The organism is Paractinoplanes pyxinae (genome assembly GCF_026626335.1).
GTDB lineage: Bacteria > Actinomycetota > Actinomycetes > Mycobacteriales > Micromonosporaceae > Actinoplanes > Actinoplanes pyxinae.
In genome coordinates this window covers 36443-49787 of record NZ_JAPNTZ010000002.1, presented here as the reverse complement: position 1 = coordinate 49787, position 13345 = coordinate 36443, and the positions used below count along the sequence as shown (strand labels likewise).

Genomic DNA, 13345 nt, shown 5'->3' with positions numbered 1-13345 from the left:
GGGCGGGCCGGGTACACAGAAGACATGTCGCTGCTGCCCCACTCCCTGTTCTGGCAACGCAAGGACACGGCCGGCTCCGAGCACACGCTGCTCGACGCCACCAACGGCCTCTACGCCCGCGGCACCGCGCTCGCGGTGGATCCCATCCCGTACACCTGCCGCTACGAGCTGCGCACCGATCCCGGCTGGGTGACCGCCCACTTCGACGTGGCCACCGAGGGGGCCGGCTGGGCTCGCACGCTGCGTCTCGAGCTGGCCGCCGGCACCTGGCGGGCCACCACGGCCGAGCAGGGCAACCTGGACGCGGTGCTGTCGGCCGCGGGGCACGCCGGCGCGGGTCTGCCCGGTCTGGAGGATCCGGATCTGTTGTACGGCGCGTTCGACGTCGACCTGACCGGCTCGCCGCTGACCAACACGCTGCCGGTCCGCCGTCTCGGCCTGCACCGGCCCGCGGCCGACGGCGTCGGGGTGGCGCACCGGCTCAATGTGGCCTGGGTGCTGCTGCCCAGCCTCGAGGTGGTGCAGGCCGACCAGATCTACACCGCGCTGGGCGAGGGCCGGGTGCGCTTCGCCAACGAGACGTTCAGCGCCGACCTGGCCATCGACGAGGACGGCTTTGTCGTCGACTATCCGGGCCTGGCCGAGCGGGTCGGTGATCCACACCCCAAACGGCCGTCCTGACGGCGGAGAGGGGCGCTGAGGGGGCCGCGGCGTGGTGCTCAGCCGAGGTTGGGCTGCGGCCGGTTCTCCCACTTCGTCGAAAGAGCGATTGCCGTACGCGTGGAGGCCACGCCCGGCGTCCGGTTGACGCGGACGATGAGCTGTTCGAGCTCGGCTATCGTGCCGACCCGTACGGTCAATTGATAAGACTCCACGCCCGCCATGAAGTAGCAGCTCTCCACCTCGGGCATCGCCCGCAGCGCGGTGAGCACGTCGTCGGTGTCGGCCCCGGAGTCCTCGATGATGCCGATCAGCGCGGTGACGCCCAGGCCCAGCGCGTCGTAGTCGACCTCGGCGCGGTAGCCCCGGATCGTGCCGGCCGTCTCGAGCTTGCCGACCCGCTCGTGCACGGCCGGCGCGGAGAGCCCGACCTTGCGCGCGAGCTCGGCGTACGAGGAGCGGGCGTTCTCTCGTAGCAGCTCGATCAGCCGGAGGTCGATGGAGTCCATGTCGATGACCCTAAACGGGTGGCACTTCGTCACTCACGCCCGGTAGCAGCGTAAACGGCGGCAGGATAACGATCACTGTCGCAATTAGGGCTTTTTCCGCATTCCAGGGACTCGGTTCCGGGGCAATGCTCTAATGGCTTTACGTCCCGATCGAGCACGCCGACACTCACCGTGATCACGGCCGCTCCAGAAGACCGACGCGAGGAGGGGGCTGTGGACACTGGAGATCGCTTGCTCACACCAGGCGAGGTGGCCGCGCTGTTCCGCGTCGACCCGAAAACGGTGACCCGCTGGGCCGCCGCCGGGCGCATCGGCAGCATTCGCACTCCCGGCGGCCACCGCCGATTCCGTGAATCCGAGGTCCGCGCGCTGCTCGAGGGCGACGGCGTGGTCGAGGAGATGCGCGAGGACGACGCCGCCAACCGGCCCCGCAACGCCGGCCCGACCAACCCGGGCATGGGTTACGGCCCACCCAACGGGCTGCGCTGAGCGTTCAGCTCACCCTTCCAGCGGGTCAGCAGCGTGTGCGGCACGTCCAGGGCGTCCAGCGCCTTGCCCGCCACGAAGTCGACGAGTTGTTGTGCGGTGGCCTGCGCCCCGGCGCCGTAGAAGCCCGGGCTCGCAGGCAGAACTACCGCGCCGGCGTCGTGCAGCGCGATCAGGTGCTCGAGGTGACTGCGCGTCACCGGCGTCTCGCGAGGAACGATCACCGTGCGTCGACGTTCCTTGAGGTTCACCTCGGCCGCCCGCTGCAGCAGATCCTTGCTGAGTCCAATCGCGATACCCGCACAGGCGGCCGTGCTGGCCGGCACCACGATCATGCCCTTGGCCGGGTACGACCCACTGCTGGGCCCGGCCGCCAGGTCGCTCGCGGGCCAGTACGTCAGGTCGCCCAGTTCCCGCCCGAGCCACGCCGCGACGTCGTCCTTCCAGTGCGCGTCCCGCACAGTGGACCCGGTCTCGTCCAGGATCGTCAGCCGCGCGGCCTTCGAGATGACGAGATCGACGGATTCCCCCGCGTCGAACAACGCCGACAGCACAGCCCGGGCATAGGGCGTCCCCGAAGCTCCCGAGACCCCCACGACCCATGGTTCACGCATGCCTCAAGTGTGCCCGCTGGTCCCGCGACAGCTGGGCCGAAGTGGGGAAAGACTCTCACCGCTCGACCCAGGCCGAGGCGGGCAGGGCCTCCCGCGCGGTCGGCCACGTCTCGGGATCGTTGATGACGCCTACGGTCCGGGCCGCCGTGGCCACTCGCTCGAGGTCGGCCACCGGCACGTCGTAGCCGGCCCGGGCCACCACGTTGCTCGTCGCGTCCGGTGCCGCCACGCACTGCCTGGCATGGAACTGCAGGGTGAACTCCGCACAGTCGGGCGTGGGCCCGGTTCCGGGCACGAAGCCGCGCTGGACGCCGATCACGATGCCGCCGCTCGGGGCCGAGGCCTTGCCTGGAGTGCTCCGCGGGAACGACAAGCCGATCGGGCGCGGCGCCGAGTTCAGGGCCGGGTCGGACCAGGCGTCGACGAACGCCGCCTGTTCATAGACCGGTTCGAGCTCGAAGCCGATGCCGTCCCGCGCGGGCGTCACCAACGCCGTGGCGGCTTCGGGCCGGCTGACGTCGACCGCGACCAGTCGCATGGTGGGCGGCATCCACGAGATGGCGAAGGGCAGCCGGGCCGGGCGCGGTGCGGTCACGCGGAAGGCGGTGGCCAGCCGCACCATCTCCGCCCGGCTGAGGCGATTCTCGTGCGCCGCCATGAGGACCATCGAACCGTCGGCATTTTTCCAGGTGAGCAAGCTGGTGTCCTTGACCAGCGCGTTGCGGCTCACCGTGATGAAGTTGGCCGCGTGGCCGTTGATGACGCCGGCCGGCTCCATCGGGCCACCCAACCAGGAGGTCTGCGCCAGGGACCCGGCGGGATAGAAGGCGATCCGGCCGACGGACCGGTACACGCCCGGCGACACCTCCCGGCCGATCGAGGCGAGCTGGTTGGTGAGGCTCACCCATTCCGGATCGCCGACGCGCAGGTCTCCGCTCCGGTAGCCCGAAAAAAGCAGGTCGAGGGATCCGGACCGGGGTGGGGGCGGGGTGGCCGGTGGGACCGACGGCCGGGCGACCAGTTGCGGCACCCCGATCGCCGCGAAGACGGCCAGCAGGGCCGCGATGGCCCAGCCGGTGTTCCGTCGCCGTTTGCGCCGGCGGCCCGCTGCCACGACGTCGTCGACGGTGTAGCGCGCGGCCGGCGCGTCCTCGCGGGCCGTCTCGAGCAGGTCAGACAGCTTCATGACGGGCCTCCACGCGCTCGTCGATGCTCAGGCCGGCGCCGAGGATCCGCCGCAGGGTGTCGAGGCCACGGGACGTGTACGCCTTGACCGTGCCCTCCGGGCAGCGCAGCGCCGCCGCCGTCTGCGGCACGCTGAGCCCTTCCAGGAAGCGCAGCACGAGCACTGCCCGGTGCTTCACCGGCACCTGCAGCAATGCCTGTCGCAGATGCACCCGGTCGTCGACGTTCAGAATCTCGTCGGGCGCCATCACCTCGGGCAGCGCGTCGCCATGTGACTGCTCGCGCCGCCACCACGGTCTTCGCGTCTCGTCGATGGCCGCGCGCACCACGGCGCTGCGCGCGTACGCCTGCGGATTCTCGACCCGCCCCCACTTCACGTAGAGGCGGGCCAGAGCGCCGAGCACGGCATCTTCCGCCACCTGCCAGTCGCCGCACGTCAGGTAGGCGAGCCCCCGCAGCGCCTCCATCTGCGTGCCGACGAACTCGCGGAACTCGGCTTCTTTGTCGCTCACGGGGGTTAGACGGAGATCGCTGCGCGAACGGTTACAGCAGGAGCAGGTCGAGCAGCGCGAACAGGAACAGCGCGATGCCCACGAAGCCGTTGGCCGTGAAGAAGGCCCGGTTGACCTTGGACAGGTCGTTCGGGGTGACGACGATGTGCTGGTAGACGAAGGCCACCGCGGTCAGCGCCAGGCCGATCCACCACAGCCAGCCCAGGCCGACCACGGCGCCGAACCAGACGAACAGCGCGAACGTCACGACATGGGTCACGGTGGAGATGTGCAGCGCCGTGCGCACGCCGAACCGGGCCGGGGTGGAGTGCACGCCGATCTGCCGGTCGACCTCGACGTCCTGGCAGGCGTAGATGATGTCGAACCCGCCGATCCACAGGCCGACGGCGACACCCAGCAGCCAGGCCGGGCCCGACCCGTCGAACGGGCCGGTCATCGCGAGCCAGGCCCCGACCGGGGCCACAGCCTGGGCCAGGGCCAGCACGTAGTGCGGGAAGTTGGTGAACCTCTTCGCGTACGGATAGACGACCAGCGGAATCACGGCGAGCGGCGACAGCACCAGGCAGAGCGGGTTGAGCAGGCCGGCCGCCACGAAGAGCACGACCAGCGAGATCGCGGCACCGGTCCAGGCCGTCCGCAGCGAGACGGCGCCGGTGACGAGTTCCCGGTTCCGCGTACGCGGATTCAGCGCGTCGATCTTGCGGTCGAGGATGCGGTTGGCCGCCATGGCGAAGGTGCGGCCCGACACCATGGCCACCGTCACCAGAAGCAGGTCGACCCAGTGGACGCCCGTGCCGAGCCGGTCGAGCGCGACCGCCGCCGAGAGGTAGGCGAACGGGAGCGCGAAGACCGAGTGCTCGATGGCCACCAGGCGCAGGAACGCCTTGACCTTGCCCGGTTTCTCGGGGACCGCCGCGACCGCCGTCATAAGCCGTACTCCTTCCAGCGCTTGTCGACCAGGCTGATCACCTCGGGCGACATCGCCATCGCTTCGGGCCAGCCTCGTGAGTAGCCCTCGGAAGGCAGCTTACGGGTGGCGTCGATGCCCGCCTTGCCACCCCAGAACTGCTGGTAGGACGCGTGGTCGAGGTGGTCGACGGGGCCCTCGGTGAGCAGCAGGTCGCGGCTGTAGTCGACGTTGCCGAGCGCGCGGAAGGCGACCTCGTTGTAGTCGTGGACGTCGCAGTCCTCGTCGACGATCACGATCAGCTTGGTGAAGGCCATCGAGTGGGCGCCCCAGACGGCGTTCATGACCTTCTGCGCGTGCTTGGGATAGCGCTTGCGGATCGAGACGATCGCGCAGTTGTGGAAGACGCCGGCCGACGGCAGGTCGTAGTCGACGATGTCGGGGATCATCATCTTGAGCAGCGGCCGGAAGATGCGCTCGGTCGCCTTGCCCAGGCCGTGATCCTCCTGCGGGGGCTGCGACGTGATGATCGAGTGGTAGATCGGCTTCTTCCGCATGGTCATGCACTCGATGTGCAGCACCGGGAACGGCTCGATCGGGGTGTAGAAGCCGGTGTGGTCGCCGAACGGGCCCTCGGGCAGGCGCTCGCCGGGCTCGAGATAGCCCTCGAGGATGATCTGGGCCTCGGCCGGCACCTGCAGCGGCACGGTGAGGCAGTCGACCATCTCGACCCGCTCGCCGCGCAGGAAGCCCGCGAACAGGTATTCGTCGATGTCGGAGGGCAGCGGAGCGCTGGCCGAGTAGCTGACCACCGGGTCGCAGCCGATCGCGATGGCCACCGGCAGGCGCTGACCGAGGCGTTCGGCCACGGCGTGGTGGGCCGTCGAGTCTTTGTGGATCTGCCAGTGCATGCCCAGCGTGTTCTTCGAATGCTGCTGCAGCCGATAGAGCCCGAGGTTGCGCTTGCCCGTCTCAGGGTGCTTGGTGTGGGTGAGGCCGAAGTTGTGGAAGATGCCGCCGTCACCGGGCCACACCTGCAGGCCGGGCAGCAGGCCGAGGTCGACCTCGTCACCCTTGAGCACCACCTCTTGGCAGGGGGCGGTCTTCACCTTGCGCGGCGGCAGCGACTTCAGCTGCAGCACCTTGCCCAGGCCCTCGCGGATGCCGGACCAGCCGACCGGGAGCTCCGGCTTGATCATCCCCCCGATGCGGTCGCCCACATCGTCGAGTTTTTCGACCCCGAGGGCCATCGCCATCCGCTTCTCGGTGCCGAAGAGGTTGATCGCCAGCGGCATCGAGCCCCGGGTCGGTCGCTCGAACAGCAGCGCCGGCCCACCCTCGCGAACCGTGCGGGTCACCACCTCGCTGATCTCGAGCGTCGGGTCGACCGGGACGGTCACCCGGCGCAGCTCACCGGCCGCCTCGAGGGCGTCCAAGAAGCTCTGCAGATCTTGGTAGGGGAATCCACGAGGCGCCATGACACCAAGTCTCGCGCACGGGTCCGACAGTTCCGCGCGCGGGCGATCACCGTCACTCACGCTGTCCGATACGCGTTGAGTGGGCGATTGATCCGTGACAGCAGGCGAGGTGCAGGTGAAGGTCCGGAAAGTGGCGCTGTGGTGCGCGATGGCCGCTCTGGCCGCCGGCCTGACCGGCCTCATGCCGACTGTTTCCGCAGCTCAGATCGATAGTTCCGGGTCGTCGGCGACGAAACGGCTGCCGGCCTGCGCACCGGCTCGGGCCTCGACCCGGGCGCCGGCCGGACGGGCCGGGCCGCAGGCGCCGGGAGCGTGCCGTGCCACAGGTCACATTCTGGAATCGGGCGTACGGCTCTCCGGGCGCGGCCAGGGCGGCGTCACCCCCAGTGGCTACCACCACCTGGGGGCCAACACGAGCGGCGAATGGGCCGGGGTGTCCGGCCGCATGTCAGTCGTGGACGGCTCGGTCCGCGCCCGCTCGTACGACTTCGTGGCCGGCCGCTTCATGGCCAAGCGGAACATGGGCCGCGGCAACATCGCCTGGCTCGAGGCCGGCTGGGCCGAGACCGGCTGGGCCGGGCCGGGCCGCCAGCAGATCTACACGTTCAACACCAACACCAAGACCTGGCAGTTCTACGGCCAGTACGCGGTGAAGCCGGGCGACAAGATCTGGATCGACCTGCACTCCGACCCGAGCGGGCTGTGGAGCGCCTGGCTGTGGTGGGGCGACCGGTGGAACCTGCTCACCGCCCAGCTCCTGCCGATCGGCCGCACCGCCACCGTCGAGCAGTACGTCGAGGTGCACGTCGACGCGGGCAAGCCCGGACTGATCGACGTCCCGCCCGTGATGGTGGACAACGTACGGCTGCGGCCCGGCGAAGGCGGCGAGGCCAAGCTGTGGCGCGAGGACGTGCCCACGCTGACCGGGACCGACCCGGCCCAGCGCCGGCTCAACGGCGGCTTCTGCCTGGACTGGCTGACCCGCTACGACACCTGGACGGCCGGCGACTGCGGCTCGGACAAGGGCTAACCCGCGTTGGCGTACGAGTGCAGGCCCTCGAAGAACAGGTTCACGCCGAACAGGTTCATCAGCATGGTCACGAAGCCGAGCAGTGCGATCCAGGTCGCCACCGTGCGCTTGACGCTGGGCGTGGCCCGGGCGTGCAGGTAGCCGGCGTAGACGACCCACGAGATGAACGCCCAGACCTCTTTCGGGTCCCAGCCCCAGTAGCGGCCCCAGGACGCCTCGGCCCAGATCGGGCCCGCGATCAGCGCGCCGAAGGTGAACAGCGGGAAGGCGAAGGCGTGCAGCCGGAAGGTCAGCCGCTCGAGCGTCACCGCGGCCGGCACGTGCTTGCCCAGCGTGTACGGGAACCGGCGCTTGCCCTCGTCGTACCCGTTGCGGATGAGGAACATCGCGGCCGGCACGGCGCCGATCAGGAAGATGCCGGAGCCGATGATGATCGTCGAGACGTGGATGACGAACCAGTACGAGTTGAGCGCCGGCACCAGCGGGCCGACCGGCGTGTAGGCGACCATGGAGGCCGCGCCCAGCATCACGACCAGCGCCAGCGAGGCGAACAGGCCCAGGTGGCGGACGGCCGGGCGGCGCAGCACGACGCCGATCCACACCGCCGACGCGATGAACGTCGTCGACAGGATGTACTCGTACATGTTGCCCCACGGCATCCGGTCGGCCGCGACGCCGCGGGTGACCAGACCGCCCAGGTGCAACAGCACGGCGAGCACGTTGATGCCGACCGCGATCATGCCGATCAGCTCGCCGCGGCCGCGCTTGGCCGGCGGAATCGGGGCATCGTCGGCCACCGGCGGCTCGGAGGTGACCGGACCGCCCGCGCCGACGAGCTGCTTCGCCTCGACCGGCCGCACGGCTGCGCGCCCGACCCGGCTGCGCTTGCCGAACGCGTACTCACCGGCGTAGCAGACCATCGCGAACAGGTACGCGAGGACGGCCGCCGCCATCAACTGATTCGACAACTCCGCCATCAGGGCGTCCCTTCTTCGGCGGCCTTCACCACAGCCTTGAATTCTTCCGGGAAGCCCGGATAGTCGGTGCGCGGCAGGCCACCGGCCGTCACCACGCTACCGCCGCGAGCCGCCGCGGAACCCGGCAGGTCGGCATTTGGCCGGACACGGAACCACACCCGGCGCCGGTGCCCGGCCAGCGACAGCATCAGGCCGAGCAGCCCGACCACCGCGCCCACGAGCAGCAGCCCCTGAGCCGGGTCGTGCCGGATGGACAGCGTCGCGAACTCCCGGGTGCCGACGAACTCGAGCTTGGTGCCGTCGTCCAGCGTCCACGTGTCGCCCAGCTTGAGCGCGTGCGGGCGGGCGCCGCTGACGTTCTTGAGCTCGCCGGTGGCGATCTGGCCCTGGTCGAGCGAGTACACCGAGCCCGGGGTGCCGACGTCGAGGCCCAGGTCGCCGCGGTAGGCGGTCAGGTAGAGCATCGGGTTGTTCTCGGCCGGGAAGGCCGAGGTGGCGCGGCCGTCGGTGGGCGCGGTCGGCAGGTACCGGCCCTCGAAGCCCATCTGCAGGTTCGGATCCCGTTTGTCGGTCTTGGGGTCGATGTTGATGTCGGGGAACTGCGCGACGCCCTCGCTGGTCTGCATGGCGTCGATCGGCAGGAACGGCACCACCTTGGTCTGCGAGACGCCGTTGCGGTCGGTGTACTTCAGGATCGGCGCGTAGCCGTGGCCGAGCAGGTAGACGCTGGCGCCGTCGAGCCGCAGCGGGTCGTTGACCGTGAACTTGCGGGTCTCGGCCGCGCCGTTGTCCTGGGTGACCTGCACGGTGGCCAGGAAGGTCTTGGGCTGGCCGGTGGTCTGGAAGGTGGCGTCGAAGTCGGTCAGCTGCAGGCAGAAGATCGGCAGGTCGGCCGGGTGCACCCGGGGGCCGAGCGTCGAGTCGTCGTACTGCGTCAGCGTGTTGCAGAAACCCTGGTCGGGACCGCCGACGAGCAACCGGTTGGCGTGCCAGCCGTACCAGTGCCCGAACCCCACCCCGATGAGCACCGCCAGCAGCGAGAAGTGGAAGAGCAGGTTGCCGGTCTCTTTGAGGAAGCCCTTCTCGGCCGAGACCGTCCAGACGCCGTCCTCGCGCTCGCGCACCTTCGTCCGGAAGCGGCGGCGGCGCAGCCCGGCGGCCAGGCTCTTCGCGACCTCGTCGGGAGCGCCCGTACGAGTCAGGTCCTCCGCGTGCTGCGGCAGCCGTTCCATGCGCTTCGGCGCGTCCGGCGGAGCCATCCGCAGCGCACGCACGTGATCGATCAGCCGCGGCACCACACAGCCGATCAGCGACGTGAACAGCAGCAGGTAGATCGAGGCGAACCAGGGCGAGGCGTAGACCTCGAAGCCGCCCAGCCGTTCCAGCACCGGCGCCAGGTCGGGGTGCTGCTGGTAGTACTGCGTGACCCGTTCGGCGTTGACCGCGCGCTGCGGGAACACCGAGCCCGGGATGGCCGCGACGGCCAGCAGGAAGAGCAGGACCAGGGCCGTACGCATGGAGGTGAGCTGCCGCCACGAGTTGCGCAGCAGAGCCCACAGCCGGTTCACCGGCCGCGGCGGAGGGGCGGCGGGCGGGGCGGGACGTTCCTCGACAACTGTCACAGCAGCGTCCCCGCGCCGAAGTCGAACGTGGTCATCAGCCACACCAGGAAGTGGTTCCAGCCGCCGGTCACGAGCATGATCCCGACCAGGATGAGCAGCACGCCGCCGATCCGGGTGACCCACTGGCTGTTGCGGCGGATGAACCGGAAGACGCCGAGCAGCTTGCGGAAGAAGAGGCCGAAGGCGATGAACGGGATGCCGAGACCCAGGCTGTAGGCCAGAGCCAGCACCACCGCCCGGTTCGTCTCGCCGCTGGTGGTGGCCAGGGCCAGCACGGCGGCCAGGGTGGGGCCGGTGCACGGCAGCCACGAGAAGGCGAAGACCGCGCCGAAGATGGGCGCGCCGACCAGGCCGGCCGCCGGCAGCCTGGTTATCCGGGCCTCGCGCTGCAGGCCGGGGATCCAGCCCAGGTAGCCCAGGCCCAGAACGATGACCAGCACGCCCAGGCCGATGTTCAGGGCGTCCTTGTGGACCAGCAGGAAGCCCAGGTTGGCGACCAGAGTGGCCAGCAGGGTGAAGACGACAGCGAAGCCGAGCACGAAGAGGCTGGTGCCGGCCAGCACCCGCCCCCGGTGGCTGGTGCGAGGCTTCGTCAGGGTGGCGACACCGCCCCCGCCGGCATCCTTTTCCGCGGAATCGTCCAGGTCGGATCCGGCCAGACCGGTGACGTACGAGAGATAGCCCGGCAGCAGCGGCAGAACGCACGGCGACAGGATGCTGACCAGCCCGGCCAGTGCGGAGACACCGATCGCCAGCACCAGCGGCCCGCCGCTGGCGATCTCGGCGAAGGTCGAGGCCATCAGCCCTGCCCCTCGGCCGCGATCTTCTCGACCAGCGGCTTGAGCTGGGTCTCGGTCGTGGCCTGGCGCAGGGCGACCGCGATACGGCCCTGCCGGTCGATGATCAGCGTGGACGGGATGCTGACGTTGGTCACGTCGAACTGGATGCCGATCTTGCCCGGGAAGTCGTAGAGGCTCGGGTAGGTGACCCGGCCCTTCTCGAAGTCGCGGGCCGCGTCCCGGTCGTCGCGCGAGTTGACGCCGATGAAGCTGACGTCCTTGTCCTTCATGGCCTGATAGGTGTTCTCGAGGTCGTCGGCCTCGGCCCGGCACGGCGCGCACCACGAGCCCCAGAAGTTGACGACGACCACCTTGCCCTTTTCCTGGGCTATGTCGTACGCCTTGCCGTCCAGCAGTTCGCCGGTGATCGGTTCGACCGCGGGGCGCTTGTCGGGCGCGCACTCGACCACGCCGTTGGTGGTGGTGCAGTTCTTGGCCCAGTTGCCGTCCTCCCCTCCGCATCCGGCGAGGACACCGGCCGCGAGGGCGGCGGTGGCCAGGACTGCGGCGAGGCGGCGCATGGTCAAGCTCCCTTGGCGGTCTTGGCTGTCGCGGAGAGGGCCACCAGGTGCGCGGCGGGTTCGGCGTAGTCGATGCCGACCACCTTCGAGTCCTCGAAGCGGAACGACGTGATGCTGGCCAGCCCGCACTGGCGGCGGCGCGGGTCGTGCCACAGACGCTTCTTCTCTATATAGCGCCGCAGCGTCCAGATCGGTAGCTGATGCGAGACACAGACTGCCTCGTGCCCCTCGGCGGCCACCCGGGCCGCTTGCACGGCGGCGAACATGCGCTGGGCGATGATCAGGTAGGCCTCGCCCCACGAGGGAGTGATCGGGTCGCGCAGCACCCACCAGTGCCGGGGGTTGGTGAGCGCGCCGTCGCCGACCGAGACCTTCTTGCCCTCGAAGTAGTTCGAGCTCTCGATCAGCCGGGAGTCGGTGGCGATCTTGAGGTCGAACTCGGCCGCGATCGGCACGGCGGTCTCTTGTGCCCGTTCGAGCGGGCTGGCCACGACGTACGTGACGTCGCGCTTGGCCAGCGACTCGGCCGCCGCCACGGCCATCTGCTTCCCGAGCTCCGACAAATGGAAGTCGGGCAGCCGCCCGTACAGCACCTTGCTGGGGTTGAAGACCTCGCCGTGCCGCATCACGTGGACGGTGGTCCTGGTCGGCTCGCTCATGCTTGTGCTCCCCCCGCCGCGGCGGCGCGTGCCGCATGGGGCAACGCCGACGCGATCTGTTCCAGCGCGTCGTCGTCGATCGCGGTCGACACGAACCACGACTCGAAGGCGCTCGGCGGCAGGTAGACGCCGCGCGCCAGCATCTCGTGGAAGAACCCCTTGTAGGCGCCCGCGTCCTGGGTCTTGGCCGACTCGTAGTCGACCACCTCGGTCGCGGTGAAGAAGATCGAAAACATGTTTCCCGCGTACGCGAGCCGGTGCGGCACTCCGGCGGTGTTCAGCGCGTCGGCGGCCAGCGCGCCCACCGTCGCCGACAGCTCGTCGAGCCGCTTGTAGACCGCGTCGTCGGCCAGCCGCAGCGAGGCGAGCCCGGCCGCGCAGGCCAGCGGGTTCCCGCTGAGCGTGCCCGCCTGATACACCGGGCCGGCCGGGGCCAGCCGCGACATGATCTCGCGCCGGCCACCGAACGCCGCCGCGGGCAGGCCGCCGCCCATCACCTTGCCGAAGGTGAACAGGTCGGCGTCGACCGGGTCGAGCCCGGCCCAGCCGCCGGCCGAGACGCGGAAGCCGGTCATCACCTCGTCCACGATCAGCAGGGCCCCGGCCGCGTGGGCGATCTCGGCCAGCCGCTGGTTGAAGCCCTCCCGCGGGGCGACGACGCCCATGTTGCCGGCGGCGGCTTCGGTGATGATCGCGGCGATCTGGTCGCCCTCCGAGCGGAAAGCCTCTTCGACGGCGGCCACGTCGTTGTACGGCAGCACGATCGTCTCGCTGGCCGCCGCGCCGGTGACACCGGGCGAGTCGGGCAGGCCGAGGGTGGCCACGCCGGAGCCGGCCGCGGCCAGCAGCGCGTCCACGTGCCCGTGGTAGCAGCCGGCGAACTTCACGATCTTGGAGCGGCCGGTGAACCCGCGGGCCAGGCGGATGGCCGACATGGTGGCCTCGGTGCCCGAGTTGACCAGGCGGACCTCGTCGACCGGGGTGCGGCGGACGATCTCTTCGGCCAGGTCGACCTCGCCCGCCGTGGGCGTGCCGAAGCTGGTGCCCCGGGCCGCGGCCGCCTGGATCGCGGCGATGACCTCGGGGTGGGCGTGGCCGTGGATGAGCGGGCCCCACGAGCAGACCAGGTCGACGTAGCGGCGCCCGTCGGCGTCGGTGAGCCACGGGCCCTGGCCCTGGACCATGAAACGGGGCGTGCCGCCGACCGCTCGGAACGCACGCACGGGTGAATTGACCCCGCCGGGCACGACGGCCTGGGCGCGGTCGAAAAGGGCCTGGGATGCCGGGGCGTCCTCCGGGTAGGGGAGGCCCTCGGGGCGGTATGAGGTGGTCACAGCGGCTCCCAT

General features: G+C 70.1%; 15 protein-coding genes. 3 read left to right on the top strand and 12 right to left on the bottom strand.

From position 1 onward, the window contains the following. Positions 1–24 precede the first annotated feature (24 nt). Complete coding sequence (locus OWR29_RS04900; protein WP_267561269.1) at positions 25–681, top strand: putative glycolipid-binding domain-containing protein; 657 nt, start codon at positions 25–27, stop codon at positions 679–681. A 38-nt stretch (positions 682–719) separates the two neighbouring features. Here OWR29_RS04900 and OWR29_RS04895 read toward each other — a convergent pair whose 3' ends face one another. Then, positions 720–1169: an Lrp/AsnC family transcriptional regulator gene (locus OWR29_RS04895; protein WP_267561268.1), complete on the bottom strand. Its 450-nt coding sequence runs from the start codon at positions 1167–1169 to the stop codon at positions 720–722. Between the two features lie 213 nt (positions 1170–1382). Between OWR29_RS04895 and OWR29_RS04890 the strand changes: the two genes are divergently transcribed. Then, positions 1383–1658 carry a BldC family transcriptional regulator gene (locus OWR29_RS04890; protein WP_030442123.1) on the top strand — a complete coding sequence of 92 codons (276 nt, stop codon included), beginning with the start codon at positions 1383–1385 and terminating at the stop codon, positions 1656–1658. Here the strand turns inward: OWR29_RS04890 and OWR29_RS04885 are convergent. The 5 genes from OWR29_RS04885 to OWR29_RS04865 are packed head-to-tail and all read right to left on the bottom strand — an operon-like array spanning position 1631 to position 6351. Beyond that, on the bottom strand, positions 1631–2269 hold the full coding sequence (locus OWR29_RS04885; protein ID WP_267561267.1) for a UbiX family flavin prenyltransferase: 639 nt from the start codon (positions 2267–2269) through the stop codon (positions 1631–1633). The two genes, OWR29_RS04890 and OWR29_RS04885, sit on opposite strands and share 28 nt — an antisense overlap. Before the next feature lie 55 nt (positions 2270–2324). Further along, the gene (locus OWR29_RS04880) at positions 2325–3455 is read right to left on the bottom strand and encodes a hypothetical protein (protein WP_267561266.1); all 1131 of its coding nucleotides are present in this window, start codon (positions 3453–3455) and stop codon (positions 2325–2327) included. Then, positions 3442–3966 carry a SigE family RNA polymerase sigma factor gene (locus OWR29_RS04875; RefSeq protein WP_267561264.1) on the bottom strand — a complete coding sequence of 175 codons (525 nt, stop codon included), beginning with the start codon at positions 3964–3966 and terminating at the stop codon, positions 3442–3444. The genes OWR29_RS04880 and OWR29_RS04875 overlap by 14 nt, the downstream gene beginning before the upstream one ends. Positions 3967–3997: 31 nt before the next feature. Further along, on the bottom strand, positions 3998–4894 hold the full coding sequence (gene mqnP, locus OWR29_RS04870) for a menaquinone biosynthesis prenyltransferase MqnP (protein ID WP_267561263.1): 897 nt from the start codon (positions 4892–4894) through the stop codon (positions 3998–4000). Then, complete coding sequence (locus tag OWR29_RS04865) at positions 4891–6351, bottom strand: menaquinone biosynthesis decarboxylase (RefSeq protein WP_267561261.1); 1461 nt, start codon at positions 6349–6351, stop codon at positions 4891–4893. The genes mqnP and OWR29_RS04865 overlap by 4 nt, the downstream gene beginning before the upstream one ends. 94 nt (positions 6352–6445) lie before the next feature. Here OWR29_RS04865 and OWR29_RS04860 point away from each other — a divergent pair, with 94 nt between their 5' ends. Continuing rightward, entirely contained in the window at positions 6446–7381 is a 936-nt protein-coding gene (locus OWR29_RS04860) for a hypothetical protein (RefSeq protein ID WP_267561260.1), read from the top strand. Here OWR29_RS04860 and ccsB read toward each other — a convergent pair. From ccsB to hemL, 6 genes are read right to left on the bottom strand one after another with little or no spacing between them, the layout of a single operon-like run. Continuing rightward, entirely contained in the window at positions 7378–8358 is a 981-nt protein-coding gene (gene ccsB, locus OWR29_RS04855) for a c-type cytochrome biogenesis protein CcsB (protein WP_267561258.1), read from the bottom strand. The genes OWR29_RS04860 and ccsB overlap by 4 nt on opposite strands. Then, on the bottom strand, positions 8358–9980 hold the full coding sequence (gene resB / locus OWR29_RS04850) for a cytochrome c biogenesis protein ResB (RefSeq protein ID WP_267561257.1): 1623 nt from the start codon (positions 9978–9980) through the stop codon (positions 8358–8360). Before resB ends, ccsB begins: the two co-directional genes overlap by 1 nt. Further along, on the bottom strand, positions 9977–10780 hold the full coding sequence (locus OWR29_RS04845) for a cytochrome c biogenesis CcdA family protein (RefSeq protein WP_267561255.1): 804 nt from the start codon (positions 10778–10780) through the stop codon (positions 9977–9979). The genes resB and OWR29_RS04845 overlap by 4 nt, the downstream gene beginning before the upstream one ends. Continuing rightward, positions 10780–11340 carry a TlpA family protein disulfide reductase gene (locus OWR29_RS04840; RefSeq protein ID WP_267561254.1) on the bottom strand — a complete coding sequence of 187 codons (561 nt, stop codon included), beginning with the start codon at positions 11338–11340 and terminating at the stop codon, positions 10780–10782. The genes OWR29_RS04845 and OWR29_RS04840 overlap by 1 nt, the downstream gene beginning before the upstream one ends. A 2-nt stretch (positions 11341–11342) precedes the next feature. After that, positions 11343–11999, bottom strand: coding sequence for a histidine phosphatase family protein (locus OWR29_RS04835; protein ID WP_267561252.1), 657 nt, complete (start codon positions 11997–11999; stop codon positions 11343–11345). Continuing rightward, positions 11996–13345, bottom strand: a complete 1350-nt coding sequence (gene hemL / locus OWR29_RS04830; RefSeq protein ID WP_267561251.1) for a glutamate-1-semialdehyde 2,1-aminomutase — start codon at positions 13343–13345, stop codon at positions 11996–11998. Before hemL ends, OWR29_RS04835 begins: the two co-directional genes overlap by 4 nt.

Coding starts and splice junctions, on each gene's coding strand:
- OWR29_RS04865 (WP_267561261.1), bottom strand. CDS start 6,351: ATGGCGCCTCGTGGATTCCCCTACCAAGATCTGCAGAGCTTCTTGGAC.
- OWR29_RS04880 (WP_267561266.1), bottom strand. CDS start 3,455: ATGAAGCTGTCTGACCTGCTCGAGACGGCCCGCGAGGACGCGCCGGCC.
- mqnP (WP_267561263.1), bottom strand. CDS start 4,894: ATGACGGCGGTCGCGGCGGTCCCCGAGAAACCGGGCAAGGTCAAGGCG.
- OWR29_RS04885 (WP_267561267.1), bottom strand. CDS start 2,269: ATGCGTGAACCATGGGTCGTGGGGGTCTCGGGAGCTTCGGGGACGCCC.
- OWR29_RS04835 (WP_267561252.1), bottom strand. CDS start 11,999: ATGAGCGAGCCGACCAGGACCACCGTCCACGTGATGCGGCACGGCGAG.
- OWR29_RS04900 (WP_267561269.1), top strand. CDS start 25: ATGTCGCTGCTGCCCCACTCCCTGTTCTGGCAACGCAAGGACACGGCC.
- hemL (WP_267561251.1), bottom strand. CDS start 13,345: ATGGGAGCCGCTGTGACCACCTCATACCGCCCCGAGGGCCTCCCCTAC.
- OWR29_RS04840 (WP_267561254.1), bottom strand. CDS start 11,340: ATGCGCCGCCTCGCCGCAGTCCTGGCCACCGCCGCCCTCGCGGCCGGT.
- OWR29_RS04845 (WP_267561255.1), bottom strand. CDS start 10,780: ATGGCCTCGACCTTCGCCGAGATCGCCAGCGGCGGGCCGCTGGTGCTG.
- ccsB (WP_267561258.1), bottom strand. CDS start 8,358: ATGGCGGAGTTGTCGAATCAGTTGATGGCGGCGGCCGTCCTCGCGTAC.
- OWR29_RS04895 (WP_267561268.1), bottom strand. CDS start 1,169: ATGGACTCCATCGACCTCCGGCTGATCGAGCTGCTACGAGAGAACGCC.